Genomic DNA, 23,110 nt, shown 5'->3' with positions numbered 1-23,110 from the left:
AAAAACTTGCCGCTATTATCAGGAGCTACACAACAGCAACCTGCAGGCAATCAGATGGAACGAACGCTATTACTAAAGAACGCCGACTGTGTGGTTTGCATGGATGCCGACCGTCGTGAAATAGGTCACGCCAGTATCCTGATAAAAGGGAATCAGATCGTTGCCGTCGGGGCAGCAGCAACGCTTCCAGACCATGCTGATGAGGTGATCGACCTCAAAGGCCATATCGTCATTCCAGGGCTGATTAATACGCATCACCACATGTATCAGAGCCTGACCCGTGCAATCCCCGCCGTCCAGAATGGTGAGCTGTTTAACTGGCTGACTCACCTCTATCCGCTATGGCAGAACCTGACGCCGGAGATGATTCGAATCTCGACAAAAATCTCGATGGCGGAACTGATGCTATCGGGCTGCACTACAACCAGCGACCATCTCTATGTTTATCCTAACGGCTGCCGGCTTGATGACAGTATTGAAGCGGCGCAAGAGATGGGGATGCGTTTTCATGCCAGCCGCGGCAGTATGAGCGTCGGTAAGTCACTGGGCGGCCTGCCGCCGGACAGTCTGGTGGAGAACGAGGCTGCAATCTTAAAAGATACTCAGCGTGTCATAGAGCGCTATCACGACGCCAGCCACGGGTCGATGTTACGGGTGGTAGTGGCGCCCTGCTCGCCGTTCTCCGTTAGCCGAGAGCTGATGAAGCAGTCTGCAACGATGGCGCGTCACTATGGCGTTTCAATGCATACCCACCTGGCTGAAAACGACAGTGATATCCGTTACAGCCGCGAGAAGTTCAATATGACGCCAGCACAGTATGTAGAGGACCTCGGCTGGGTAGGTCCGGACGTCTGGCATGCGCACTGTGTGAAGCTGGATCAGCACGGTATTGAGCTCTTTGCCCGCACCGGTACCGGTATCGCGCACTGTCCCTGCTCGAATATGCGACTGGGCTCGGGTATCGCGCCTGTACGTCACATGTGCGATGCCGGTGTGCACGTTGGTATGGGTGTCGATGGTTCCGCCTCCAATGACAGCTCAGACATGATTGCAGAGGTGCGTCAGGCGCTGCTGCTACAGCGTGTCGGCTTTGGCCCGGACGCGATGACGGCACGACAGGCACTGGAACTGGCGACGCTTGGCGGGGCGAAGGTACTGAACCGCGATGATGTCGGAACGATTGCGCCGGGCATGATGGCCGATTTGGCGGTTTTTGACCTGAATCAGATTGGGCTGGCCGGGGCAGGGCACGATCCGGTTGCCTCGCTGGTCTTCTGTAATCCCGGTCAGGTCGCTTACAGCATCATCAACGGCAATGTCAGGGTGCGTAACGGCCAACTGACGGGAATTGAGCTGCCAGCGGTGTTGCGTCAGCATAACCAACTGGCCAGAAAGTTGGTCAGTTAGTCCATTCGGGCACTTTATTCAGGAAGCGACGAAAAATAAGGCAGATTACATTTGCTACTGTTCGCACTATTCCCTAGAATACGCCCTCCCTGTCATCAGGGAAAATCAGCGGCTCGATTGAGAGCCGTTTATTTTTTCTACCCATCTGTGAGAACCGGTGTTACAATGCCGCGCCCTCAATTATGGGGCTTTCTAACGACCTGAGGTTTAGGTCCCGAAGTAGTAGTTGACATTAGCGGAGCACTAAAATGATCCAAGAACAGACTATGCTGAACGTCGCCGACAACTCCGGTGCACGTCGCGTAATGTGTATCAAGGTTCTGGGTGGCTCGCACCGTCGCTACGCAGGCGTCGGTGACATCATCAAAGTTACCATCAAGGAAGCAATTCCTCGTGGTAAAGTCAAAAAAGGTGATGTCCTGAAGGCGGTAGTGGTGCGCACCAGGAAGGGTGTTCGTCGCCCGGACGGTTCTGTCATTCGCTTCGATGGTAATGCATGCGTTATTTTAAACAATAACAGTGAGCAGCCTATCGGTACGCGTATTTTTGGGCCGGTAACTCGTGAACTTCGTACTGAAAAGTTCATGAAAATTATCTCTCTGGCACCAGAAGTACTCTAAGGAGCGAACAATGGCAGCTAAAATCCGTCGTAACGACGAAGTTATCGTGTTAACCGGTAAAGATAAAGGTAAGCGCGGTAAAGTTAAGAATGTCCTGTCTTCTGGTAAGGTCATCGTTGAAGGTATCAACCTGGTGAAGAAACATCAGAAGCCGGTTCCGGCTCTGAACCAACCAGGTGGCATCGTTGAAAAAGAAGCTGCAATTCAGGTTTCTAACGTTGCACTGTTCAATGCGGCAACTGGTAAGGCTGACCGTGTAGGCTTTAGATTCGAAGACGGCAAAAAAGTCCGTTTCTTCAAGTCTAACAGCGAAACTATCAAGTAATTTGGAGTAGTACGATGGCGAAACTGCATGATTACTACAAAGACGAAGTAGTCCAGAAACTCATGACAGAGTTTGGCTACAATTCTGTCATGCAAGTCCCTCGGGTCGAGAAGATCACCCTGAACATGGGTGTTGGTGAAGCGATCGCTGACAAGAAACTGCTGGATAACGCAGCAGCTGACCTGGCAGCAATCTCCGGTCAAAAACCGCTGGTCACCAAAGCACGCAAATCAGTTGCAGGCTTCAAAATCCGTCAGGGCTATCCGATCGGCTGTAAAGTAACTCTGCGTGGCGAACGCATGTGGGAGTTCTTTGAGCGTCTGATCACCATTGCTGTTCCACGTATCCGTGACTTCCGTGGCTTGTCCGCTAAGTCATTCGATGGTCGTGGCAACTACAGCATGGGTGTACGTGAGCAGATCATCTTCCCAGAAATCGACTACGACAAAGTCGATCGCGTTCGTGGTTTGGATATTACCATTACCACTACTGCGAAATCTGATGATGAAGGCCGTGCTCTGCTGGCTGCCTTTGACTTCCCGTTCCGTAAGTAAGGTAGGGTTACTTAATGGCTAAGCAATCTATGAAAGCACGCGAAGTTAAGCGTGCAAAATTAGCAGACAAATTCTTCGCTAAACGCGCTGAACTGAAAGCGATCATTTCTGATGTGAACGCTTCCGACGAAGATCGTTGGGGTGCCGTTCTGAAGCTGCAGAGTCTGCCGCGTGATTCCAGCCCTTCACGTCAGCGTAACCGCTGCCGTCAAACAGGTCGTCCGCACGGTTTCCTGCGGAAGTTTGGGTTGAGCCGTATCAAGGTCCGCGAAGCCGCCATGCGCGGTGAAATCCCGGGCCTGAAAAAGGCTAGCTGGTAATTGTCACCAATTGAATCACGGGAGTAACACAGATGAGCATGCAAGATCCGATCGCGGATATGCTGACCCGTATCCGTAACGGTCAGGCCGCGAACAAAGTTGCGGTCACCATGCCTTCCTCCAAGCTGAAATTGGCAATTGCCAACGTTCTGAAGGAAGAAGGATATATTGAAGATTTTAAAATCGAAGGCGACACCAAGCTGGAACTGGAACTGACTCTTAAGTATTTCCAGGGCAAAGCGGTTGTGGAAAGCATTCAGCGAGTAAGCCGTCCTGGTCTGCGCATCTATAAGAAAAAAGATGAGCTGCCAAAGGTAATGGCTGGTATGGGCATCGCTGTAGTTTCTACATCTAAAGGTGTCATGACTGATCGTGCAGCGCGCCAGGCAGGTCTTGGTGGCGAAATTATCTGCTACGTAGCGTAATCGGAGGATACTATGTCTCGTGTTGCTAAAGCACCTGTCGTTGTTCCTGCCGGCGTAGAGGTAAAACTCAACGGTCAGGTAATTTCGATTAAAGGTAAAAACGGCGAGCTGACTCGTACTATCAATGATGCTGTTGAAGTTAAGCATGCTGACAACGCTCTGACTTTCGCTCCGCGCGAAGGTTTCGTTGACGGCTGGGCGCAGGCGGGTACGTCTCGCGCGCTGCTGAACGCAATGGTTATCGGTGTTACCGAAGGCTTCACTAAGAAGCTGCAGCTGGTTGGTGTAGGTTATCGTGCAGCCGTTAAAGGCGACGTGGTTAACCTGTCTCTGGGCTTTTCTCATCCAGTCGATCACCAGCTGCCCGCAGGTATCACTGCAGAATGTCCGACTCAGACTGAAATCGTGCTGAAAGGCGCTGATAAACAGCTGATTGGTCAGGTTGCAGCTGACTTGCGCGCCTACCGTCGTCCTGAGCCTTATAAAGGCAAGGGTGTCCGTTACGCCGACGAAGTCGTGCGTACCAAAGAGGCTAAGAAGAAGTAAGGTAACACTATGGATAAGAAATCTGCTCGTATCCGTCGTGCGACCCGTGCACGTCGCAAGCTCAAAGAGCTGGGTGCTACTCGCCTGGTGGTACATCGTACCCCGCGTCATATTTACGCACAGGTAATCGCCCCGAACGGTTCCGAAGTTCTGGTCGCTGCTTCTACAGTAGAAAAAGCTATCACTGAACAACTGAAGTATACCGGTAATAAAGAAGCCGCAGCTGCAGTAGGTAAAGTTATTGCAGAACGCGCAATCGAAAAAGGCATCACTGGTGTTTCTTTCGACCGTTCCGGTTTCCAATATCATGGTCGCGTCCAGGCACTGGCAGATGCTGCCCGTGAAGCTGGCCTTCAGTTCTAAGGTAGAGGTCTAAGATGGCACACATCGAGAAACAAGCTGGCGAACTGCAGGAAAAACTGATCGCGGTAAACCGTGTATCTAAAACTGTTAAAGGTGGTCGTATTTTCTCCTTCACAGCACTGACTGTGGTAGGCGATGGTAACGGTCGCGTTGGTTTTGGTTACGGTAAAGCGCGTGAAGTTCCAGCAGCGATCCAGAAAGCGATGGAGAAAGCCCGTCGCAACATGGTTAACGTCGCGCTGACCAACGGCACCCTGCAGCACCCAGTTAAAGGTGCACACACGGGTTCCCGCGTGTTCATGCAGCCGGCTTCTGAAGGTACCGGTATTATTGCCGGTGGTGCAATGCGCGCCGTCCTGGAAGTCGCTGGAGTTCATAACGTTCTGGCAAAAGCCTATGGTTCCACCAACCCGATTAACGTGGTTCGTGCAACTATCGACGGCCTGGGCAATATGAAATCTCCGGAAATGGTCGCTGCTAAGCGTGGTAAATCCGTTGAAGAAATTCTGGGGTAATCACGATGGCTAAGACTATTAAAATCACTCAAACCCGCAGTGCTATTGGCCGTTTGCCTAAGCATAAAGCCACTCTGGTTGGCCTGGGTCTGCGTCGTATTGGCCACACCGTTGAGCGTGAAGATACGCCTGCAGTACGCGGTATGGTTAACGCGGTTTCCTATATGGTTAAAGTGGAGGAGTAAGAGATGCGTTTAAATACTCTGTCTCCGGCCGAAGGGTCTAAGCACGCTACCAAGCGTCTGGGTCGTGGTATCGGTTCTGGCCTCGGAAAAACCGGTGGTCGTGGTCACAAAGGTCAGAACTCACGTTCTGGCGGTGGCGTACGTCGCGGTTTCGAAGGTGGTCAGATGCCTCTGTACCGTCGTCTGCCGAAGTTCGGTTTCACCTCTCGCAAAGCAATGATCACCACAGAGATTCGTCTGTCTGATCTGGCGAAAGTTGAAGGCGGTATCGTCGACCTGAACGCGCTGAAAGCAGCCAACATTGTCGGTGTTCAGATTGAATTCGTTAAAGTAATTCTTTCTGGTGAAGTTTCTGCACCGGTAACGGTTCGCGGTCTGCGTGTCACCAAAGGTGCACGTGCTGCAATCGAAGCTGCTGGCGGTAAAATCGAGGAATAAGTAGCAGATGGCTAAACAACCGGGATTAGATTTTCAAAGTGCCAAAGGTGGCTTTGGTGAGCTGAAACGCAGACTGCTGTTTGTAATCGGCGCACTGATTGTCTTCCGAATTGGCTCTTTCATTCCAATCCCTGGTATTGATGCCACTGTACTTGCCAAACTGCTTGAGCAACAGCGTGGCACCATCATTGAAATGTTCAACATGTTCTCTGGTGGTGCTCTCAGCCGTGCTTCTATTTTCGCACTGGGTATCATGCCGTATATTTCGGCATCAATTATTATCCAGCTATTAACGGTGGTTCATCCAGCGTTAGCGGAAATTAAGAAAGAAGGGGAGGCTGGCCGTCGTAAGATTAGCCAGTACACCCGATACGGTACGTTGGTATTGGCCATATTTCAGTCAATCGGTATTGCTACCGGTTTACCGAATATGCCAGGGATGCAGGGCCTGGTGATGAATCCAGGCTTTGCCTTCTATTTTACCGCTGTTGTGAGTCTGGTCTCAGGGACAATGTTCCTGATGTGGCTGGGCGAACAGATTACTGAGCGCGGTATCGGTAACGGTATTTCGATCATTATCTTCGCAGGTATTGTTGCGGGTCTCCCGCCGGCCATTGGCCATACCATCGAGCAAGCGCGGCAAGGTGACCTGCACTTCCTTCTGTTGCTGTTGGTTGCAGTACTCGTATTCGCCGTGACCTTCTTTGTTATTTTCGTTGAGCGTGGTCAACGCCGCATTGTGGTGAACTATGCAAAACGTCAGCAAGGTCGTCGTGTATACGCTGCACAGAGCACACATTTACCGTTGAAAGTGAACATGGCGGGCGTAATCCCGGCTATTTTTGCTTCCAGCATTATTCTGTTCCCGGCAACGATTGCATCGTGGTTCGGGGGCGGTACCGGTTGGAACTGGCTGACAACAATTTCGCTGTATTTGCAGCCAGGACAGCCGCTTTATGTGCTACTCTATGCGACTGCAATCATCTTCTTCTGTTTCTTCTATACGGCGTTGGTTTTCAACCCACGTGAAACAGCAGATAACCTGAAGAAGTCTGGTGCATTCGTACCGGGAATTCGTCCGGGAGAGCAAACGGCGAAGTACATCGATAAAGTTATGACGCGTTTAACCTTAATCGGTGCGCTGTATATTACTTTTATCTGCCTTATCCCGGAGTTCATGCGTGATGCGATGAAGGTTCCCTTCTACTTTGGCGGTACGTCACTGCTTATCGTAGTTGTCGTCATCATGGACTTTATGGCTCAAGTGCAAACTCTGATGATGTCAAGTCAGTACGAGTCGGCATTGAAGAAAGCTAACCTGAAGGGCTACGGCCGTTAATTCAGGTGGTTGAGAAGTTACGGAGAGTAAAAATGAAAGTTCGTGCTTCCGTCAAGAAATTATGTCGTAACTGCAAAATCATTCGTCGCGACGGTGTCGTCCGTGTGATCTGCAGCGCCGAGCCAAAGCATAAACAGCGCCAAGGCTGATTTTGTCACATATTTTTCTTGCAAAGTCGGGTTGAGCTGGCTAGATTAGCCAGCCAATCTTTTGTATGTCAGTGCGTTTCCATTTGAGTATCCTGAAAACGGGCTTTTCAGCATGGGACGTGCTTATTTAATTATAGGAGTGCATAGTGGCCCGTATAGCAGGCATTAACATTCCTGATCAAAAACATACCGTTATCGCATTAACTTCGATCTTCGGTATCGGTAAAACTCGTTCTAAAGCCATCTGCGCTTCAACGGGTATTGCTGAAAATGTTAAGATCAGTGAGCTGTCTGAAGAACAAATTGATCAGCTGCGTGATGCAGTTGCGAAATTCGTTGTAGAAGGTGATCTGCGCCGTGAAATCACCCTGAGCATCAAGCGTCTTATGGACCTTGGTTGCTACCGTGGTTTGCGCCATCGTCGTGGTCTCCCGGTTCGCGGTCAGCGTACCAAGACCAACGCACGTACCCGTAAGGGTCCGCGTAAACCGATCAAGAAATAATCGGGGTGAGTAAATAATGGCAAAGGCACCAGTTCGTGCACGTAAGCGTGTAAGAAAACAAGTCTCAGATGGCGTGGCTCATGTCCATGCTTCTTTTAACAACACCATCGTTACCATTACTGATCGTCAGGGTAACGCACTGGGTTGGGCAACCGCCGGTGGTTCCGGTTTCCGCGGTTCACGTAAATCCACTCCGTTTGCTGCTCAGGTCGCTGCAGAGCGCTGTGCAGAAGCGGTAAAAGATTACGGTATTAAGAACCTGGAAGTTATGGTTAAGGGTCCGGGTCCGGGTCGCGAATCTACGATTCGTGCCTTGAACGCCGCTGGTTTCCGCATCACTAATATTACTGATGTGACTCCGATCCCTCATAACGGTTGTCGTCCGCCGAAAAAACGTCGCGTATAACGCCCGTTTTTTTAGGATAGTTGGAGAAAGAAAATGGCAAGATATTTGGGTCCTAAGCTCAAGCTGAGCCGTCGTGAGGGCACTGACTTATTCCTTAAGTCTGGCGTTCGCGCGATTGATTCCAAGTGTAAGATCGAACAAGCGCCTGGTCAGCATGGTGCGCGTAAACCGCGTCTGTCTGATTACGGCGGTCAGTTACGTGAGAAGCAAAAAGTTCGTCGTATCTACGGCGTGCTGGAGCGTCAGTTCCGTAACTACTATAAAGAAGCAGCACGTCTGAAAGGCAACACAGGTGAAAACCTGCTGGCTCTGCTGGAAGGCCGTCTGGACAACGTAGTTTATCGTATGGGCTTTGGTGCCACTCGTGCGGAAGCACGTCAGCTGGTGAGCCATAAGTCTGTTCTGGTAAATGGCCGCGTTGTTAACATCGCTTCTTATCAGGTATCTCCGAATGATGTCGTTAGCATCCGTGAGAAAGCCAAAAAGCAATCTCGCGTGAAGGCCGCTCTGGAGCTGGCTGAGCAGCGTGAAAAGCCAACCTGGCTGGAAGTTGATGCGACTAAGATGGAAGGTGTGTTCAAGCGTATTCCTGAGCGTACTGATCTGTCTGCGGACATTAACGAACACCTGATCGTCGAGCTTTACTCTAAGTAAAGCTTAGTACCAAAGAGAGGACACAATGCAGGGTTCTGTGACAGAGTTTCTAAAACCGCGCCTGGTAGATATCGAGCAAGTGAGTTCGACGCACGCCAAGGTGACCCTTGAGCCTTTAGAGCGTGGCTTTGGCCATACTCTTGGTAACGCACTGCGCCGTATTCTGCTTTCTTCCATGCCGGGTTGCGCGGTGACCGAGGTTGAAATTGATGGTGTACTACATGAGTACAGCACCAAAGAGGGCGTACAGGAAGATATCCTGGAAATCCTGCTCAACCTGAAAGGGCTGGCGGTAAGAGTTCAGGGTAAAGATGAAGTCATTCTGACCCTGAATAAATCTGGCATTGGCCCTGTGACTGCAGCCGACATTACCCATGATGGTGATGTCGAAATCGTCAAGCCTCAGCACGTGATCTGCCATCTGACCGATGAGAACGCTGCTATCAGCATGCGTATCAAAGTTCAGCGTGGTCGTGGTTATGTGCCGGCTTCTGCCCGAATTCATTCGGAAGAAGATGAGCGCCCAATCGGCCGTCTGTTAGTTGATGCTTGCTACAGCCCTGTAGATCGTATTGCCTACAATGTTGAAGCAGCGCGCGTCGAACAGCGTACCGACCTGGACAAGCTGGTCATCGAAATGGAAACCAACGGCACAATCGATCCTGAAGAGGCGATTCGTCGTGCGGCTACCATCCTGGCAGAACAACTGGAAGCTTTCGTTGACTTACGTGATGTACGTCAGCCGGAAGTGAAAGAAGAGAAACCAGAATTCGATCCGATCCTGCTGCGCCCTGTTGACGATCTGGAATTGACTGTCCGCTCTGCTAACTGCCTTAAGGCAGAAGCTATCCACTACATCGGTGATCTGGTACAGCGTACCGAGGTTGAGCTGCTTAAAACGCCTAACCTGGGTAAAAAATCTCTTACTGAGATTAAAGATGTGCTGGCCTCACGTGGTCTTTCTCTGGGCATGCGCCTCGAGAACTGGCCGCCGGCAAGCATTGCTGATGAATAACCCGATCACAGGTTAAGGTTTCACTGAGAAGGATAAGGTCATGCGCCATCGTAAGAGTGGTCGTCAACTGAACCGCAACAGCAGCCATCGTCAGGCTATGTTCCGTAACATGGCTGGCTCTCTGGTTCGTCATGAGATCATCAAGACGACTCTGCCGAAAGCCAAAGAGTTGCGCCGCGTAGTTGAGCCGCTGATTACTCTTGCCAAGACCGACAACGTAGCTAATCGTCGTCTGGCATTCGCCCGCACTCGTGATAACGAGATCGTGGCAAAACTGTTTAATGAGCTGGGCCCGCGTTTCGCGAGCCGTGCCGGTGGTTACACTCGCATTCTGAAGTGTGGCTTCCGCGCTGGTGACAACGCTCCGATGGCATACATCGAGCTGGTTGATCGTCCAGAAGCTCAAGCAGAAGCAGCCGCAGAGTAATCTGTAGCAATGTAAAAAACCCGCTTCGGCGGGTTTTTTATTACCCGGAATTTACTATCTTTAGGTCTTATCATCAGGTTGCGCTATCTGGAGAGCAGAGGAGTTGACCATGTGGTTGATTGATCAGCTTGCAGAACAACACATCAAAGCCGCGCTGGATAAGGGAGAGCTGAGCCAGTTGCCCGGTGAAGGCAAGCCGCTTCAGCTTGATGACGATAGTCATGTCCCGCCAGAGCTTCGTGCCGGTTATCGGCTGCTAAAGAATGCCGGTTTTCTGCCGCCCGAACTGGAACTACGTCGTGAAGCGATCGAAGTTAACGATCTGATTCGCCAGCTTGATCCTGCCGATCCGCGCTATCAGGATCATTGCCGCCGCCTTAAAGTTCTGGAGCTGAGGCTACAGCAGGCCGGTATGCGCACCGATTTTCTGCACGGTGACTATGCCGACGCCATCCAGCAACGTTTTTCTCAGGAGAAATAGATGTACAGAATTGGTCAGTTGGCAAAACTTGCCGATGTTACGCCCGATACTATCCGTTTCTACGAGAAGCAGCAGATGATGGACCATAACGGGCGGACGGAAGGCGGTTTTCGTTTATACAGTGAAAATGATCTGCAACGGCTTAAATTTATCCGTTACGGTCGTAAACTCGGCTTCAGCCTTGAAGCTATCAGAGAGCTACTTTCCATTCGCGTTGATCCGGCACACCATACCTGTCAGGAGTCGAAGTCGATCGTTGAAAAACGGCTTGGGGAAGTTGCGGAGATGATTGCCGAGTTAGAATCAATGCAACGCTCGCTTCAGCATCTGTCAGATGCCTGCTGTGGTGATAGTCACAGTAGCGTTTCGTGCTCAATTCTTGAAGCGCTTGAACGAGGAGAAGGGATCAGCAGTTAGGGATATTGTTTTTTTTGTGCAAAGGAATAAAGTATCTCGCTATTCCAACAGGAGGAATCATGAGTAAATATCAGCACACTAAAGGGCAGATACGCGATAACGCGATTGAAGCACTGTTACACGATCCACTGTTCCGGCAGCGCATAGAACAGAAGCAAAAAGGGAAAGGAAGTTTTAAACGGAAAGAGAAACACGCGAAGGGACAGAACTGGGAGGCCAGTGATAAGACAGCATCTTATCACTGGCCTTCTGCTTTCAGCGGGAAAAAAAACCGCCTGGCAGGCGGCTTATTATTTAAACCCGGGTATTCTGCTGCTTCAGTAAGTCACGAATTTCAGTCAGTAAGACTTCTTCATTCGATGGCTTAGCCGCTGGCTTTTCGACTTCTTTTTTCGTATAGAGACGGTTCATCAGTTTAATCGCCATGAAAATGGCAAAAGCAATGATGACGAAGTCGAAGATTGTCTGCAGGAAAACACCGTACTGCATGACAACAGCAGGCGTATCGCCCACCGCAGGTTTAAGTACCCAGCTGAACGATTTGAAATCAACGCCACCAATCAGCAGCCCGAGCGGCGGCATAATGATGTTGGCGACGAGCGACGACACGATCTTACCAAACGCGGCACCGATAATTACACCCACCGCCAAATCCACCACGTTGCCGCGCATTGCAAAATCACGAAACTCTTTGAATAAACTCATACTTATCTCCTTGCCCTGGCCAATGCCCTAAAGTCTAACAAACCCTGCTGTTTTTGCCATAAGCTCAGGGAATTAAGCGGCAGTTTCCCGCTGGGTTTATCCCATTGCTGTTACAGGAAGAAAGGGCTCGGCTGGAACAGGCGTTCCACATCTGACACAAACTTTTTGTCAGTCAGGAACATGATGACATGATCGCCTTGCTCAATACGCAGGTTGTCATTGGCTATCATCACATCATCACCGCGCACCACCGCACCGATAATGGTGCCAGGCGGCAGTTTGATATCATCGATGGAACGTCCGACAACGCGGGAGGTAGTTTCGTCGCCGTGGGCGATGGCTTCGATGGCTTCAGCGATGCCGCGCCGCAGGGAGGAGACGCCAACGATATCGGCTTTACGCACATGACCCAGCAAAGCAGAAATAGTGGCCTGCTGTGGGGAGATTGCGATGTCGATGACGCTGCCCTGGACCAGGTCGACATAAGCGCGACGCTGGATCAGCACCATCACTTTCTTCGCCCCCATCTTTTTCGCCAGCATGGCTGACATGATGTTAGCTTCATCATCATTGGTGACGGCGATAAACAGATCGACCTGCTCAACATGCTCTTCTGCCAGCAACTCCTGATCCGAAGCATCACCATAGAAAACGATCGTGTCCTGAAGATGCTCTGCCAGTTCCGCCGCGCGTTGCGGATTACGTTCAATCAGCTTCACGCTGTAATTTTTTTCCAGCCGCTGCGCCAGGCCGAAACCGATATTGCCGCCGCCGACCAGCATAATACGTTTATAGGGTTTCTCCAGACGCTGCATTTCACTCATCACCGCACGAATATTCTGGCTGGCAGCGATGAAAAACACTTCATCACCCGCTTCCACAATGGTTGAACCTTGCGGGCGAATAGGGCGGTCCTGACGAAAAATGGCGGCGACGCGGGTGTCAATGTGCGGCATATGCTCGCGCATGATGGAGAGCGGATTACCCACCAGCGGTCCGCCATAGTAGGCTTTGACTACCGCCAGGCTGACTTTGCCTTCTGCAAAGTTCACCACCTGTAACGCGCCCGGATACTGGATCAGACGATAGATATTGTCGATCACCAGCTGCTCGGGTGAGATCAAATGATCGATCGGTACCGCTTCAGGGATAAAAAGTTTATCGGCGTCACGCAAGTAATCCGCAGCGCGGATCCGGGCGATCCGGTTAGGCGTGTTGAAGAGCGAATAAGCGATCTGACAGGCGATCATATTGGTTTCATCGGAGTTGGTAACGGCAACCAGCATATCGGCATCTTCTGCGCCTGCTTCTCGCAATATCCGTGGATGGGAACCGTGACCCTGCACCACACGCAGATCGAATTTATCCTGCAAATGACGTAAGCGCGAAGAGTCAGTATCGACCACCGTGATATCGTTATTCTCACCGACCAGGTTTTCTGCCAGCGTGCCGCCGACCTGTCCTGCACCCAGAATGATTATTTTCATCGCTTATCAACGCTCATATCAATTAGCATCCGCTTTTTTTATCAGCTTAGCGTAGAAGAAACCATCTCCGCCCTCGGCCTCAGGAAAGAGCTGCCAGCCATTAGCTGGCGCATTCTGCAGCGGCTTCGCTTCGGCATCCGGCTGACGCTGTAAAAAGGCCTCAATTTGCTGCTGATTCTCTTCAGGCAGAATCGAGCAGGTGGCGTAAATCAGGGTGCCACCAGGTTTGAGGTGGGGCCAGACCGCATCCAGGATTTCGCGTTGCAGCTTCGCCAGTTCAGCGATGTCACGATCGCGACGCAGCCACTTAATATCCGGATGACGGCGAATGACGCCCGTTGCTGAGCAGGGCGCATCCAGCAGAATACGGTCAAACTGACGATCGCCGCACCACTGCTGTGGCGTGCGTCCATCACCCTGTTTCACCTCAGCCTTCATCCCCAGACGCTGAAGGTTTTCTTCAACGCGCTTGAGACGCTGTGCATCCACATCTACCGCCAGCACCTGAGCTTCGGGCGCCACCTCAAGAATATGTGTTGTTTTGCCGCCCGGCGCGGCACACAGGTCGAGAATCTGCTCACCATTCTGCGGCTCCAGCAACAAGGCGCAACGCTGGGCGGAGAGATCCTGAACGGTTACCCAGCCCTGATCGAAGCCCGGTAGCTGGCTGACCGATGCCGGCGATTCAAGACGCAGGGCATCCGGCACGTCTGCTGCGGGATGGGCGAGCTTGCCGCTTTCATTCAGCATCGCCAGCCAGCCATCACGGTCGTGATGCTGACGGTTAACGCGCAACCACATTGGCGGGCGCAGATTGTTCGCTTCAACGATCTGCTGCCATTGTTCCGGCCAGGCGTGCTGTAACCGCTTTAACAGCCAGCCCGGATGCAGATAGCGCTGCGGGCCATCCTGAATGCTGGCAAGCAGCTCTTCTCTCTGGCGTTGATACTGGCGTAAAACACCGTTAAGCAACCCTTTCAGGCTGGTGCGTTTCAGTACTTCCGCGCCAGCCACGGTTTCAGCCAGCGCTGCATGAGCGGGAACGCGGGTATATTCCAGCTGATAGAGGCCGACCATGATCAGGTAATGCAGAACACGCTGTTTGCCGGTCAGTGGACGCTCCATCAGCTTGCCAATTAAGGCCTCAAGCTGCGGCAACGTACGCAACACACCAAAGCAGATCTCCTGCACTAAAGCGCTGTCTTTGTCAGAAAGTTTTTTCTGCGCCGCTGGTAATGCCGTATTAAGCGATTCGCCTTTATCGACAACGCGCTCAATGAGCTGAGCGGAGAGGCTACGCAGGTTGGTTGATTTATTCATAGGATTTTGTCATCAAACAAAAAGCCCGGTGCATGACCGGGCCAGAGAGTCAGTCGAGAAGGGTTCCAGCTTCAAACCATTCCCGGCGCGAGTTGAGAAGATCCTGAGCCGACATCGGTTTTTTACCGGCGGGCTGCAACTGCAACAGATTAAGCACACCCTGAGCGGTCGCCACCTGGATGCCATGTTTGTCAGCACGGATGATTTGACCGGGCTGATGATCGCTGTGTGGCAACACGCTGGCCTGCCAGACTTTAACCAGCTGGTCATCAACCATGAAGAAACTCATCGGCCAGGGGTTAAAGGCGCGAATACAGCGTTCGAGCTGTTCAGCCGGGAGCATCCAGTCCAGACGCGCCTCTTCTTTACTCAGTTTCTCCGCGTAATTAGCGAGTGATTCGTCCTGTTTTTCGGGTACAGCCTGCTGGCTGGCAACTAAGCTCAGCGTGTCAAGTAAGCCCTGCGGTCCCAGTTGCGCCAGCTTGTCGTACAGTGTCGCGCTGGTGTCCTGTGCCGTAATCGGACAGGTCAGTTTATACAGCATGTCTCCGGTATCTAATCCCACATCCATTTGCATGATGGTGATACCTGTCTCACTGTCGCCAGCCCAAAGCGCACGCTGGATAGGCGCGGCACCACGCCAGCGCGGCAGCAGAGAACCATGCACGTTGATACAGCCAAGACGCGGCATATCAAGTACCGGTTTCGGTAAAATCAACCCATATGCCACCACAACCATCACATCGGCCTGTAAATCGGCGACCAGCTGCTGGTTCTCTTCGGGTCGCAACGACTTAGGCTGATAAACCGGAATATTGTGAGCCAGTGCCAGCGTTTTAACCGGGCCGGGCGTTAACTTATTGCCGCGACCTGCGGGACGGTCAGGCTGGGTGAATACGCCGACTACCTGATGCTCAGAAGCAAGCAGCGCGTCAAGATGACGCGCTGCAAAGTCAGGTGTGCCGGCAAAGATAATTTTTAGCGGGGCAGACACGTTTATCCCTTCTCAGAAACTCAGGAAGCCTGCGCGTTCTGGCGCGCCAGCTTCTCTAACTTTGTTTTGATTCGCTGACGCTTTAAAGGCGACAGATAATCAATAAACAGTTTGCCATCCAGATGATCGATCTCATGCTGAATGCAGATGGCCAGAAGCTCACTGGCTTCCAGTTCAAAGCTGTTGCCGTCACGATCCAGCGCGCGAACCTTGACCCGTTCCGCGCGCGGCACAAAGGCACGCTGTTCAGGGATAGAGAGACAGCCCTCTTCGATACCGGTTTCGCCGCTTTTTTCCAGCAGTTCAGGGTTGATCAATACCAGACGCTCTTCACGACTTTCAGAAACATCAATGACGATGATGCGCTGGTGGATGTCCACCTGTGTCGCAGCAAGACCGATGCCTTCTTCGGCATACATGGTCTCGAACATATCATCAACGATACGCTGAATGTCTGCGTTAACTTCTTTAACGGGCGCAGCGATTTTGCGAAGGCGCTCGTCAGGGAAATGTAATACCTGCAAAACTGACATAAATATCCAGATCTGTATTCGGTTAAGAAAAGATTACTACCTCATATTGTAGACTTTTTGAGGCCTGATTGACAGCATTCTGCGGCAGGAAGCAAGCGGGATCAGGGAGTCAGAGATGGACAAAATAGCGCGCTATGTACGGCTGGCTGCGATCAGCGGAATGACCGGCAGAGGCTGGATTGAGGTCGCCACCCAACTGGAGGTCGCGGATGGCGATCTGCGGCACACCAGACTGGATGCTGCACAATGCCTGCAGTATCAGGCACTGCCCGAAAAGCAGGTGGATGAGGTACGGCGCTGGCTGACAAGCAGCCCTGACCATCATCTGCTTACCGCTCTGGATGCGGGCTATCCTGTCCGGCTGAAAGAAACTGCGCGCTTTCCGCCCGTGCTGTACATCCAGGGCGATCCCGGCGTACTGAATACGCCTCAGCTTGGTGTGGTAGGCAGCCGTAATAGTTCGCACGCTGGCCGCTACTGGTGCGACTGGTTTACCCAGCAGCTGGCACTTAGCGGGCTGACTATTACCAGCGGTTTAGCGCGCGGGATTGACGGTGTGGCACATCAGGCCGCACTCAATGTGGGTGGCAAAACGGTGGCGGTGTCAGGCAGCGGCCTTCAGCATCTCTATCCGAAGAGCCATCTGCGGCTGGCCGGCGAGATTACAGAACAGGGCGGGGCGATCATTTCTGAATTTCCGCTGGCCACTCTTCCCCATCCACACAATTTTCCACGCCGGAATCGTATCATCAGCGGTTTAAGCCTCGGCGTGCTGGTGGTTGAAGCCTCGCTGAAGAGTGGTTCACTGGTTACTGCTCGTTATGCGCTGGAGCAGAACCGGAATGTTTATGCGCTGCCTGGTGCGCTGGGCAATCCATCAGGCGAGGGCGTTAACTGGCTGATTCAGCAGGGGGCGCTGCTGGTGGCGCATCCGAATAATATCCTGGAGGATCTGGCGAGTGTCCTGAGCTGGTTGCCCGATACACAAACAGACCAAATTTATTCTGATGACAGTGACGATGCTCCATTGCCATTTGCTGATGTGTTGGCTAACGTAGGTGATGATGTTACACCTGTTGACGTTGTCGCTGAACGTGCCGGCCAACCTGTGCCAGTTATCTCAGCTCAGTTGCTGGAACTGGAGTTAGCAGGATGGATCGCAGCTGTACCCGGCGGCTATGTCCGATTAAGGAGGGCATGCCATGTTCGACGTACTCATGTACTTGTTTGAGACATATATCCACAACGAAGCAGAAATGGGTGTTGATCAGGACAGATTGACAGATGACTTGACGGATGCCGGGTTTCATCGTGAAGATATTTACAGCGCGTTGAACTGGTTAGAAAGGTTGGCCGACTATCAGGAAGGGCTGGTTGCGCCAATTTTACTGGCAAATGATCCGCTCTCTATGCGCATCTATACCGATGAAGAGAGCAACCGTTTAGATGCTGAAAGCCGTGGTTTCCTGCTTTTCCTGGAACAAATTCAGGTGCTGAGTCTGGAAACGCGCGAGATGGTCATCGAACGAGTCATGGCGCTTGATACCCCTGAGTTTGACTTAGAGGATCTCAAATGGGTGGTGCTGATGGTGCTGTTTAACATCCCCGGATGTGAAAATGCTTATCAGCAGATGGAAGAACTGCTATTCGACGTCAATGAAGGTATGCTGCATTAAAATTCCTTTCATGCATTCATCGTTATGAGTAAAGCTGCACTCTTCACCGTGCGTAAACAGGATCCCTGCCCCGCTTGCGGGGCAGAACTGGTTATACGCTCCGGCAAACATGGCCCTTTTTTGGGCTGCGCAAATTATCCAGCGTGCGACTATATCCGGCCTTTAAAAAGCCAGGCTGACGGACATGTCGTTAAAGTGCTGGAAGGCCACGCCTGTCCGGACTGCGGCGCAGACAAAGTTTTGCGTCAGGGACGCTTTGGCATGTTTATCGGCTGCAGCCACTACCCGGAATGTGGCTACACGGAAACCATCGATAAACCGGATGAAACGACACTGACATGTCCGCAATGTCAGCAAGGTAAATTAGTCCAGCGGCGTTCACGCTATGGCAAAACCTTTCATTCCTGCGATCGTTATCCGGCCTGCCAGTTTGCAGTTAATCTGACACCCGTAGCCGGGACCTGTCCCCATTGTCAGTTTCCGCTATTAGTAGAAAAGAAGACGGCGCAGGGCGTGAAACGCTTTTGTGCCAGTAAGAGTTGTGGCAAAGCCATCGCTGAAGAGAACTGAGACATTATGGATAATCAACATCTCGCCGGCTCCATTGAGCGCTGCGTGAGTCATCTGAATCGTCAGGCAGTGATCGCCTATCCCACTGAAGCTGTGTTTGGGCTGGGCTGTGATCCAGACAGTGAGTCTGCCGTTATGGCGTTGCTGGCGCTGAAACAGCGCCCGGTGGAGAAGGGGCTGATCCTGATTGCTGCTGATTATTCGCAGCTCGAACCCTATATCTCCGATCGCGAACTCTCGGTGATTCAGCGTGAACGGATGTTTGCCTGCTGGCCGGGCCCGGTGACCTTTGTGGTTCCCGTTCCACCGCAGACCCCACGCTGGTTAACCGGGCAGTTTGATTCGCTGGCGATTCGCGTCAGCGATCATCCTGATGTCCAGGCGCTTTGCCGTGCGTTTGGTAAACCGCTGGTTTCTACCAGTGCCAACCTGTCGGGTCAGCCTCCGTGCCGCACGGCCGAAGAGGTTAAGCAGCAGTTTGGGGATGATTTTCCGGTCCTGTCGGGCAAAACCGGTGGGCGGCAAAACCCTTCTGAAATCCGCGATGTCATCAGCGGCGAACTCATACGTCAGGGCTAAATCATGGACCAATTCGCCGTTTTCGGTAATCCAATCAACCACAGCAAATCACCGTTAATCCATCAGGCTTTTGCAGAACAGACCGGGATAGAGCACCGTTATGGCCGGATCTGCGCGCCGGTTGATGGTTTTCCGCAGGCTCTGACGGCGTTTTTTGAACAGGAAGGCCGCGGGGCGAATGTCACTCTGCCTTTCAAGCAGCAGGCGTGGGAGTTTGCCGATCGGCTCAGCGATCGGGCTGCCCGTTCGGGTGCGGTGAATACCCTGAAGAAACTCAGCGACGGACAGATTTATGGCGATAACACCGATGGTATTGGCTTACTGAGCGATCTTCAGCGGCTGGCAATGATCAAACCCGGCGATAATGTGTTGCTGGTGGGAGCGGGCGGGGCAGCTCGCGGCGTGATCCTGCCGCTGCTGTCAGCCGGGGTCTCAATGACTATCGTCAACCGTACCTTTGCCCGTGCTGAGGAACTGGCAGAGCTGTTCCGGCAGAATGGCGCAATTAATGCGTGTGGCTTTGAGCAACTGGCAGACAAAACTTTTGATCTGGTCATCAATGCGACCTCAAGCGGCGTAGAGGGAAAAACGCCGCCTCTGCCAGTAACACTTATTCATCCTGAACTGCGCTGTTATGACATGTTCTACCAACGCGGTCTGACCCCTTTCCTGCAGTGGTGTCAGGAGCAGGGTGCGCAACATCTGGCAGATGGATTAGGCATGCTGGTGGGCCAGGCGGCGCATGCTTTTCATTTATGGCACGGCGTAATGCCAGACATCACGCCGGTTATTGCTCAGTTGAAGCAGGCGATGCAGTCGTGAATCAGGCCATCCAGTTTCCCGATGATGAGATTTATGACGCGGCGCGGCAGGCGATCTGTTTTCCGGTGCTGGTTAACGGTATGCGGTTGACCTGTGCCATCAGCGCCGCGACATTACGATCCCGCTTTGGTGAGGAAGACGCGATGACGCTGTTTCAGCATCACCGCTGGGATCTGGAAGAGGAAGCCGAAACGGCGATTCGTCAGGATGATATTGATACTCAGGGCTGGATCTGGTTGTCTTCGCCAGAGTAATTATTTTTCCAGCTGACATAGTTGTTGGCTGAATAGCGTAAACCTTCTTTTTCCTGCTCATTGAGCGGACGAACCTGCCTGACCGGGCTGCCAAGGTAAAGGTAGCCACTCTCCAGCCGTTTACCCGGCGGCACCAGACTTCCGGCACCGATCATCACCTCTTCTTCTACTATTACGCCATCCAGCAGGATTGACCCCATTCCAACCAATACGCGATCGCCAATGGTACAGCCATGCAGCATCGCTTTATGCCCGACTGTCACATCCTGCCCAATAATCAGCGGAAAGCCTTCTGGGTTGGAGGCCGACTTATGGGTGACATGCAGCACGCTGCCATCCTGAATGTTGGTGCGGGCGCCAATGCGAACCTGGTTCACGTCACCGCGAATCGCAACCAGCGGCCAGATGCTGACGTCATCTTCCATAATCACATCGCCGACGACGACGCTACTCGGATCGACCATCACGCGCTGGCCGGTTTGCGGGAAGAGATGTTTATAGGGGCGTAAGGCGGAAGTCATCATGTTCTCCTTGATACTGAATTTATTGCAGCCTGATGTTATTTCAGGCAACTGACAAGCCAATTCTGACCCGGATCGCTGGCGATCTCACCAATCTGGATCATTTATAACCACTCAGGAAAAAGATCCAAAAAAAGGGTTGTGCTCTGAAGCGGGATCCCTATAATGCGCCTCCATCGACACGGAACAACGGCTTACAGGCCGCCGGGTTGAGAGGCACAGGAGACTGCGCCGCCGGAGAAAACTTCTGAAAAAGAAGTTGACTCTGAAGGAGGAAAGCGTAATATACGCCACCTCGCGACAGACGGTTAACCCGCTGCTCGCACTGCTCTTTAACAATTTATCAGACAATCTGTGTGGGCACTCGCAGGATTGATATCAGCGTCTCCGGACGTAAAAAATATCAAGTCTCACGAGTGAACACATAATGAAATTCATTATGACGTTTTACAGATGAGCACCGCTTAACTTGTTTAAGCAAATCAAACTTAAATTGAAGAGTTTGATCATGGCTCAGATTGAACGCTGGCGGCAGGCCTAACACATGCAAGTCGGACGGTAGCACAGAGGAGCTTGCTCCTTGGGTGACGAGTGGCGGACGGGTGAGTAATGTCTGGGGATCTGCCCGATAGAGGGGGATAACCACTGGAAACGGTGGCTAATACCGCATAACGTCGCAAGACCAAAGAGGGGGACCTTCGGGCCTCTCACTATCGGATGAACCCAGATGGGATTAGCTAGTAGGCGGGGTAATGGCCCACCTAGGCGACGATCCCTAGCTGGTCTGAGAGGATGACCAGCCACACTGGAACTGAGACACGGTCCAGACTCCTACGGGAGGCAGCAGTGGGGAATATTGCACAATGGGCGCAAGCCTGATGCAGCCATGCCGCGTGTATGAAGAAGGCCTTCGGGTTGTAAAGTACTTTCAGCGGGGAGGAAGGCGATGTGGTTAATAACCGCGTCGATTGACGTTACCCGCAGAAGAAGCACCGGCTAACTCCGTGCCAGCAGCCGCGGTAATACGGAGGGTGCAAGCGTTAATCGGAATTACTGGGCGTAAAGCGCACGCAGGCGGTCTGTTAAGTCAGATGTGAAATCCCCGGGCTTAACCTGGGAACTGCATTTGAAACTGGCAGGCTTGAGTCTTGTAGAGGGGGGTAGAATTCCAGGTGTAGCGGTGAAATGCGTAGAGATCTGGAGGAATACCGGTGGCGAAGGCGGCCCCCTGGACAAAGACTGACGCTCAGGTGCGAAAGCGTGGGGAGCAAACAGGATTAGATACCCTGGTAGTCCACGCCGTAAACGATGTCGACTTGGAGGTTGTTCCCTTGAGGAGTGGCTTCCGGAGCTAACGCGTTAAGTCGACCGCCTGGGGAGTACGGCCGCAAGGTTAAAACTCAAATGAATTGACGGGGGCCCGCACAAGCGGTGGAGCATGTGGTTTAATTCGATGCAACGCGAAGAACCTTACCTACTCTTGACATCCAGCGAACTTTCCAGAGATGGATTGGTGCCTTCGGGAACGCTGAGACAGGTGCTGCATGGCTGTCGTCAGCTCGTGTTGTGAAATGTTGGGTTAAGTCCCGCAACGAGCGCAACCCTTATCCTTTGTTGCCAGCGATTCGGTCGGGAACTCAAAGGAGACTGCCGGTGATAAACCGGAGGAAGGTGGGGATGACGTCAAGTCATCATGGCCCTTACGAGTAGGGCTACACACGTGCTACAATGGCGCATACAAAGAGAAGCGACCTCGCGAGAGCAAGCGGACCTCACAAAGTGCGTCGTAGTCCGGATCGGAGTCTGCAACTCGACTCCGTGAAGTCGGAATCGCTAGTAATCGTGGATCAGAATGCCACGGTGAATACGTTCCCGGGCCTTGTACACACCGCCCGTCACACCATGGGAGTGGGTTGCAAAAGAAGTAGGTAGCTTAACCTTCGGGAGGGCGCTTACCACTTTGTGATTCATGACTGGGGTGAAGTCGTAACAAGGTAACCGTAGGGGAACCTGCGGTTGGATCACCTCCTTACCTGAAGATACCTTCCCGCGAAGTGCTCACACAGATTGTCTGATAGAAAAGTAACGAGCAGAAAAAACCTCTACAGGCTTGTAGCTCAGGTGGTTAGAGCGCACCCCTGATAAGGGTGAGGTCGGTGGTTCAAGTCCACTCAGGCCTACCAAATTCGCACTCACGCTGCGTTATGTCTCCGGCTCGCATAGTTCACTATGCTTCGCGGAAACATGCCTTGCCTGAGCACGAATTGCATTTCTTACGGAATGTACTCGGTTGAGTGGTAGTAGTGGTCTCTGCAGTAACTGTATGGGGCTATAGCTCAGCTGGGAGAGCGCCTGCCTTGCACGCAGGAGGTCAGCGGTTCGATCCCGCTTAGCTCCACCATACCGTCTTACTGTTTTTTCTGAAAAAAATACTTCAGAGCGTACCGGCAACGGTGTGCTGCGAAGTATTATGCTCTTTAACAATCCGGAACAAGCTGAAAATTGAAACGACATGTCGTTTTCATTCTCCGTAATAAGAATGAAAAACACGATATGTTCG

33 protein-coding genes, 2 tRNA genes and 1 rRNA gene are annotated in these 23,110 nt (G+C 52.2%); 30 read left to right on the top strand and 6 right to left on the bottom strand.

Going from position 1 to position 23,110, the window contains the following annotated elements; translation table 11 throughout:
* Positions 1 to 54 precede the first annotated feature (54 nt).
* The 21 genes from ACX3P5_RS16700 to ACX3P5_RS16600 all read left to right on the top strand — a co-directional run bounded on the left by ACX3P5_RS16700 (position 55) and on the right by ACX3P5_RS16600 (position 11,457).
* Complete coding sequence (locus ACX3P5_RS16700) at positions 55 to 1,407, top strand: 8-oxoguanine deaminase (RefSeq protein WP_233986957.1); 1,353 nt, start codon at positions 55 to 57, stop codon at positions 1,405 to 1,407.
* A 248-nt stretch (positions 1,408 to 1,655) separates the two neighbouring features.
* Positions 1,656 to 2,027 (top strand): 50S ribosomal protein L14, encoded by a 372-nt coding sequence (rplN, locus tag ACX3P5_RS16695; RefSeq protein ID WP_006120590.1) that lies wholly within the window; start codon positions 1,656 to 1,658, stop codon positions 2,025 to 2,027.
* Positions 2,028 to 2,037: 10 nt separating this feature from the next.
* Positions 2,038 to 2,352: a 50S ribosomal protein L24 gene (gene rplX / locus ACX3P5_RS16690; RefSeq protein ID WP_003850150.1), complete on the top strand. Its 315-nt coding sequence runs from the start codon at positions 2,038 to 2,040 to the stop codon at positions 2,350 to 2,352.
* Positions 2,353 to 2,366: 14 nt separating this feature from the next.
* Entirely contained in the window at positions 2,367 to 2,906 is a 540-nt protein-coding gene (gene rplE, locus ACX3P5_RS16685; RefSeq protein ID WP_031376676.1) for a 50S ribosomal protein L5, read from the top strand.
* Between the two features lie 14 nt (positions 2,907 to 2,920).
* Complete coding sequence (rpsN, locus tag ACX3P5_RS16680; RefSeq protein ID WP_094121646.1) at positions 2,921 to 3,226, top strand: 30S ribosomal protein S14; 306 nt, start codon at positions 2,921 to 2,923, stop codon at positions 3,224 to 3,226.
* Positions 3,227 to 3,258: 32 nt separating this feature from the next.
* Positions 3,259 to 3,651 (top strand): 30S ribosomal protein S8, encoded by a 393-nt coding sequence (gene rpsH, locus ACX3P5_RS16675; protein ID WP_031376675.1) that lies wholly within the window; start codon positions 3,259 to 3,261, stop codon positions 3,649 to 3,651.
* Between the two features lie 12 nt (positions 3,652 to 3,663).
* A complete protein-coding gene (gene rplF, locus ACX3P5_RS16670) occupies positions 3,664 to 4,197 on the top strand; it encodes a 50S ribosomal protein L6 (protein ID WP_003850161.1) in 534 nt (177 codons plus the stop codon).
* Between the two features lie 9 nt (positions 4,198 to 4,206).
* Positions 4,207 to 4,560, top strand: a complete 354-nt coding sequence (gene rplR / locus ACX3P5_RS16665) for a 50S ribosomal protein L18 (protein WP_031376674.1) — start codon at positions 4,207 to 4,209, stop codon at positions 4,558 to 4,560.
* 14 nt (positions 4,561 to 4,574) lie between these two features.
* Positions 4,575 to 5,075 (top strand): 30S ribosomal protein S5, encoded by a 501-nt coding sequence (gene rpsE, locus ACX3P5_RS16660; RefSeq protein ID WP_003850164.1) that lies wholly within the window; start codon positions 4,575 to 4,577, stop codon positions 5,073 to 5,075.
* Between the two features lie 5 nt (positions 5,076 to 5,080).
* Positions 5,081 to 5,260, top strand: coding sequence for a 50S ribosomal protein L30 (gene rpmD / locus ACX3P5_RS16655; RefSeq protein ID WP_031376672.1), 180 nt, complete (start codon positions 5,081 to 5,083; stop codon positions 5,258 to 5,260).
* 3 nt (positions 5,261 to 5,263) lie between these two features.
* Positions 5,264 to 5,698, top strand: a complete 435-nt coding sequence (gene rplO / locus ACX3P5_RS16650; protein ID WP_009087579.1) for a 50S ribosomal protein L15 — start codon at positions 5,264 to 5,266, stop codon at positions 5,696 to 5,698.
* A gap of 7 nt (positions 5,699 to 5,705) precedes the next feature.
* Positions 5,706 to 7,037, top strand: coding sequence for a preprotein translocase subunit SecY (gene secY / locus ACX3P5_RS16645; protein ID WP_003850175.1), 1,332 nt, complete (start codon positions 5,706 to 5,708; stop codon positions 7,035 to 7,037).
* A 32-nt stretch (positions 7,038 to 7,069) separates the two neighbouring features.
* Positions 7,070 to 7,186, top strand: a complete 117-nt coding sequence (gene rpmJ / locus ACX3P5_RS16640) for a 50S ribosomal protein L36 (protein ID WP_004160566.1) — start codon at positions 7,070 to 7,072, stop codon at positions 7,184 to 7,186.
* A gap of 146 nt (positions 7,187 to 7,332) precedes the next feature.
* Entirely contained in the window at positions 7,333 to 7,689 is a 357-nt protein-coding gene (gene rpsM, locus ACX3P5_RS16635; protein ID WP_003850176.1) for a 30S ribosomal protein S13, read from the top strand.
* Between the two features lie 16 nt (positions 7,690 to 7,705).
* Entirely contained in the window at positions 7,706 to 8,095 is a 390-nt protein-coding gene (gene rpsK, locus ACX3P5_RS16630; RefSeq protein ID WP_004160563.1) for a 30S ribosomal protein S11, read from the top strand.
* Positions 8,096 to 8,128: 33 nt separating this feature from the next.
* Entirely contained in the window at positions 8,129 to 8,749 is a 621-nt protein-coding gene (gene rpsD / locus ACX3P5_RS16625) for a 30S ribosomal protein S4 (RefSeq protein ID WP_008927131.1), read from the top strand.
* 25 nt (positions 8,750 to 8,774) lie between these two features.
* On the top strand, positions 8,775 to 9,764 hold the full coding sequence (locus ACX3P5_RS16620) for a DNA-directed RNA polymerase subunit alpha (protein WP_003850179.1): 990 nt from the start codon (positions 8,775 to 8,777) through the stop codon (positions 9,762 to 9,764).
* A 40-nt stretch (positions 9,765 to 9,804) separates the two neighbouring features.
* Positions 9,805 to 10,191 (top strand): 50S ribosomal protein L17, encoded by a 387-nt coding sequence (gene rplQ / locus ACX3P5_RS16615; protein ID WP_009087575.1) that lies wholly within the window; start codon positions 9,805 to 9,807, stop codon positions 10,189 to 10,191.
* Between the two features lie 109 nt (positions 10,192 to 10,300).
* Entirely contained in the window at positions 10,301 to 10,672 is a 372-nt protein-coding gene (locus ACX3P5_RS16610; RefSeq protein ID WP_233986958.1) for a DnaJ family domain-containing protein, read from the top strand.
* Positions 10,673 to 11,089, top strand: a complete 417-nt coding sequence (zntR, locus tag ACX3P5_RS16605; protein ID WP_233986959.1) for a Zn(2+)-responsive transcriptional regulator — start codon at positions 10,673 to 10,675, stop codon at positions 11,087 to 11,089.
* Between the two features lie 59 nt (positions 11,090 to 11,148).
* On the top strand, positions 11,149 to 11,457 hold the full coding sequence (locus ACX3P5_RS16600; RefSeq protein ID WP_458969012.1) for an alternative ribosome-rescue factor A: 309 nt from the start codon (positions 11,149 to 11,151) through the stop codon (positions 11,455 to 11,457).
* On the opposite strand, the gene mscL is transcribed toward ACX3P5_RS16600, so the two are convergent.
* The 5 genes from mscL to def form a co-directional block, all read right to left on the bottom strand.
* The gene (mscL, locus tag ACX3P5_RS16595) at positions 11,384 to 11,794 is read right to left on the bottom strand and encodes a large-conductance mechanosensitive channel protein MscL (RefSeq protein ID WP_031376667.1); all 411 of its coding nucleotides are present in this window, start codon (positions 11,792 to 11,794) and stop codon (positions 11,384 to 11,386) included. The two genes, ACX3P5_RS16600 and mscL, sit on opposite strands and share 74 nt — an antisense overlap.
* A 110-nt stretch (positions 11,795 to 11,904) precedes the next feature.
* Positions 11,905 to 13,281 (bottom strand): Trk system potassium transporter TrkA, encoded by a 1,377-nt coding sequence (gene trkA / locus ACX3P5_RS16590; RefSeq protein ID WP_233986961.1) that lies wholly within the window; start codon positions 13,279 to 13,281, stop codon positions 11,905 to 11,907.
* 18 nt (positions 13,282 to 13,299) lie between these two features.
* A complete protein-coding gene (gene rsmB / locus ACX3P5_RS16585) occupies positions 13,300 to 14,601 on the bottom strand; it encodes a 16S rRNA (cytosine(967)-C(5))-methyltransferase RsmB (protein WP_458969011.1) in 1,302 nt (433 codons plus the stop codon).
* 49 nt (positions 14,602 to 14,650) lie between these two features.
* Positions 14,651 to 15,595 (bottom strand): methionyl-tRNA formyltransferase, encoded by a 945-nt coding sequence (gene fmt / locus ACX3P5_RS16580; RefSeq protein ID WP_233986963.1) that lies wholly within the window; start codon positions 15,593 to 15,595, stop codon positions 14,651 to 14,653.
* A gap of 20 nt (positions 15,596 to 15,615) precedes the next feature.
* Positions 15,616 to 16,128, bottom strand: coding sequence for a peptide deformylase (def, locus tag ACX3P5_RS16575; RefSeq protein ID WP_233986964.1), 513 nt, complete (start codon positions 16,126 to 16,128; stop codon positions 15,616 to 15,618).
* A gap of 115 nt (positions 16,129 to 16,243) precedes the next feature.
* Here def and dprA point away from each other — a divergent pair, with 115 nt between their 5' ends.
* Genes dprA through ACX3P5_RS16545 form a run of 6 tightly spaced genes read left to right on the top strand, consistent with a single transcriptional unit; the run spans position 16,244 to position 20,029 of the window.
* Positions 16,244 to 17,359 (top strand): DNA-protecting protein DprA, encoded by a 1,116-nt coding sequence (gene dprA, locus ACX3P5_RS16570; protein ID WP_458969010.1) that lies wholly within the window; start codon positions 16,244 to 16,246, stop codon positions 17,357 to 17,359.
* Positions 17,331 to 17,804 (top strand): DUF494 family protein Smg, encoded by a 474-nt coding sequence (gene smg / locus ACX3P5_RS16565; RefSeq protein WP_069729811.1) that lies wholly within the window; start codon positions 17,331 to 17,333, stop codon positions 17,802 to 17,804. Before dprA ends, smg begins: the two co-directional genes overlap by 29 nt.
* 24 nt (positions 17,805 to 17,828) lie before the next feature.
* Positions 17,829 to 18,374 carry a DNA topoisomerase family protein gene (locus ACX3P5_RS16560; RefSeq protein WP_094121637.1) on the top strand — a complete coding sequence of 182 codons (546 nt, stop codon included), beginning with the start codon at positions 17,829 to 17,831 and terminating at the stop codon, positions 18,372 to 18,374.
* 6 nt (positions 18,375 to 18,380) lie between these two features.
* The gene (tsaC, locus tag ACX3P5_RS16555; protein WP_233986967.1) at positions 18,381 to 18,953 is read left to right on the top strand and encodes an L-threonylcarbamoyladenylate synthase type 1 TsaC; all 573 of its coding nucleotides are present in this window, start codon (positions 18,381 to 18,383) and stop codon (positions 18,951 to 18,953) included.
* A gap of 3 nt (positions 18,954 to 18,956) precedes the next feature.
* Positions 18,957 to 19,775 (top strand): shikimate dehydrogenase, encoded by an 819-nt coding sequence (gene aroE, locus ACX3P5_RS16550; protein WP_458969009.1) that lies wholly within the window; start codon positions 18,957 to 18,959, stop codon positions 19,773 to 19,775.
* The gene (locus ACX3P5_RS16545; RefSeq protein WP_233986969.1) at positions 19,772 to 20,029 is read left to right on the top strand and encodes a DUF1488 family protein; all 258 of its coding nucleotides are present in this window, start codon (positions 19,772 to 19,774) and stop codon (positions 20,027 to 20,029) included. Before aroE ends, ACX3P5_RS16545 begins: the two co-directional genes overlap by 4 nt.
* On the opposite strand, the gene ACX3P5_RS16540 is transcribed toward ACX3P5_RS16545, so the two are convergent.
* A complete protein-coding gene (locus tag ACX3P5_RS16540) occupies positions 19,996 to 20,550 on the bottom strand; it encodes a gamma carbonic anhydrase family protein (RefSeq protein ID WP_458969194.1) in 555 nt (184 codons plus the stop codon). The genes ACX3P5_RS16545 and ACX3P5_RS16540 overlap by 34 nt on opposite strands.
* Positions 20,551 to 21,040: 490 nt before the next feature.
* On the opposite strand from ACX3P5_RS16540, the gene ACX3P5_RS16535 reads away from it, so the two are divergent.
* The 3 genes from ACX3P5_RS16535 (at position 21,041) to ACX3P5_RS16525 (ending at position 22,951) form a co-directional block, all read left to right on the top strand.
* Positions 21,041 to 22,582 (top strand): 16S ribosomal RNA (locus tag ACX3P5_RS16535).
* A 74-nt stretch (positions 22,583 to 22,656) separates the two neighbouring features.
* Positions 22,657 to 22,733, top strand: a tRNA-Ile gene (locus tag ACX3P5_RS16530).
* 142 nt (positions 22,734 to 22,875) lie between these two features.
* Positions 22,876 to 22,951, top strand: a tRNA-Ala gene (locus tag ACX3P5_RS16525).
* Positions 22,952 to 23,110 lie beyond the last annotated feature (159 nt).

This window comes from Pantoea sp. S-LA4 (genome assembly GCF_054482835.1).
This window is presented reverse-complemented; position numbering and strand designations above follow the sequence as displayed.

Excerpts from the sequence above, each read along its gene's own strand:
- secY (WP_003850175.1), top strand. The coding sequence starts at position 5,706 with ATGGCTAAACAACCGGGATTAGATTTTCAAAGTGCCAAAGGTGGCTTT.
- rpmD (WP_031376672.1), top strand. The coding sequence starts at position 5,081 with ATGGCTAAGACTATTAAAATCACTCAAACCCGCAGTGCTATTGGCCGT.
- ACX3P5_RS16560 (WP_094121637.1), top strand. The coding sequence starts at position 17,829 with ATGAGTAAAGCTGCACTCTTCACCGTGCGTAAACAGGATCCCTGCCCC.
- rpmJ (WP_004160566.1), top strand. The coding sequence starts at position 7,070 with ATGAAAGTTCGTGCTTCCGTCAAGAAATTATGTCGTAACTGCAAAATC.
- rplR (WP_031376674.1), top strand. The coding sequence starts at position 4,207 with ATGGATAAGAAATCTGCTCGTATCCGTCGTGCGACCCGTGCACGTCGC.
- rpsK (WP_004160563.1), top strand. The coding sequence starts at position 7,706 with ATGGCAAAGGCACCAGTTCGTGCACGTAAGCGTGTAAGAAAACAAGTC.
- rplN (WP_006120590.1), top strand. The coding sequence starts at position 1,656 with ATGATCCAAGAACAGACTATGCTGAACGTCGCCGACAACTCCGGTGCA.
- ACX3P5_RS16600 (WP_458969012.1), top strand. The coding sequence starts at position 11,149 with ATGAGTAAATATCAGCACACTAAAGGGCAGATACGCGATAACGCGATT.
- ACX3P5_RS16700 (WP_233986957.1), top strand. The coding sequence starts at position 55 with ATGGAACGAACGCTATTACTAAAGAACGCCGACTGTGTGGTTTGCATG.
- trkA (WP_233986961.1), bottom strand. The coding sequence starts at position 13,281 with ATGAAAATAATCATTCTGGGTGCAGGACAGGTCGGCGGCACGCTGGCA.
- rpsE (WP_003850164.1), top strand. The coding sequence starts at position 4,575 with ATGGCACACATCGAGAAACAAGCTGGCGAACTGCAGGAAAAACTGATC.
- aroE (WP_458969009.1), top strand. The coding sequence starts at position 18,957 with ATGGACCAATTCGCCGTTTTCGGTAATCCAATCAACCACAGCAAATCA.
- mscL (WP_031376667.1), bottom strand. The coding sequence starts at position 11,794 with ATGAGTTTATTCAAAGAGTTTCGTGATTTTGCAATGCGCGGCAACGTG.
- ACX3P5_RS16610 (WP_233986958.1), top strand. The coding sequence starts at position 10,301 with ATGTGGTTGATTGATCAGCTTGCAGAACAACACATCAAAGCCGCGCTG.
- tsaC (WP_233986967.1), top strand. The coding sequence starts at position 18,381 with ATGGATAATCAACATCTCGCCGGCTCCATTGAGCGCTGCGTGAGTCAT.
- ACX3P5_RS16540 (WP_458969194.1), bottom strand. The coding sequence starts at position 20,550 with ATGACTTCCGCCTTACGCCCCTATAAACATCTCTTCCCGCAAACCGGC.
- dprA (WP_458969010.1), top strand. The coding sequence starts at position 16,244 with ATGGACAAAATAGCGCGCTATGTACGGCTGGCTGCGATCAGCGGAATG.
- rplF (WP_003850161.1), top strand. The coding sequence starts at position 3,664 with ATGTCTCGTGTTGCTAAAGCACCTGTCGTTGTTCCTGCCGGCGTAGAG.
- rpsH (WP_031376675.1), top strand. The coding sequence starts at position 3,259 with ATGAGCATGCAAGATCCGATCGCGGATATGCTGACCCGTATCCGTAAC.
- rplX (WP_003850150.1), top strand. The coding sequence starts at position 2,038 with ATGGCAGCTAAAATCCGTCGTAACGACGAAGTTATCGTGTTAACCGGT.
- ACX3P5_RS16620 (WP_003850179.1), top strand. The coding sequence starts at position 8,775 with ATGCAGGGTTCTGTGACAGAGTTTCTAAAACCGCGCCTGGTAGATATC.
- rpsD (WP_008927131.1), top strand. The coding sequence starts at position 8,129 with ATGGCAAGATATTTGGGTCCTAAGCTCAAGCTGAGCCGTCGTGAGGGC.
- rplE (WP_031376676.1), top strand. The coding sequence starts at position 2,367 with ATGGCGAAACTGCATGATTACTACAAAGACGAAGTAGTCCAGAAACTC.
- rpsN (WP_094121646.1), top strand. The coding sequence starts at position 2,921 with ATGGCTAAGCAATCTATGAAAGCACGCGAAGTTAAGCGTGCAAAATTA.
- rplQ (WP_009087575.1), top strand. The coding sequence starts at position 9,805 with ATGCGCCATCGTAAGAGTGGTCGTCAACTGAACCGCAACAGCAGCCAT.
- rsmB (WP_458969011.1), bottom strand. The coding sequence starts at position 14,601 with ATGAATAAATCAACCAACCTGCGTAGCCTCTCCGCTCAGCTCATTGAG.
- rplO (WP_009087579.1), top strand. The coding sequence starts at position 5,264 with ATGCGTTTAAATACTCTGTCTCCGGCCGAAGGGTCTAAGCACGCTACC.
- def (WP_233986964.1), bottom strand. The coding sequence starts at position 16,128 with ATGTCAGTTTTGCAGGTATTACATTTCCCTGACGAGCGCCTTCGCAAA.
- zntR (WP_233986959.1), top strand. The coding sequence starts at position 10,673 with ATGTACAGAATTGGTCAGTTGGCAAAACTTGCCGATGTTACGCCCGAT.
- smg (WP_069729811.1), top strand. The coding sequence starts at position 17,331 with ATGTTCGACGTACTCATGTACTTGTTTGAGACATATATCCACAACGAA.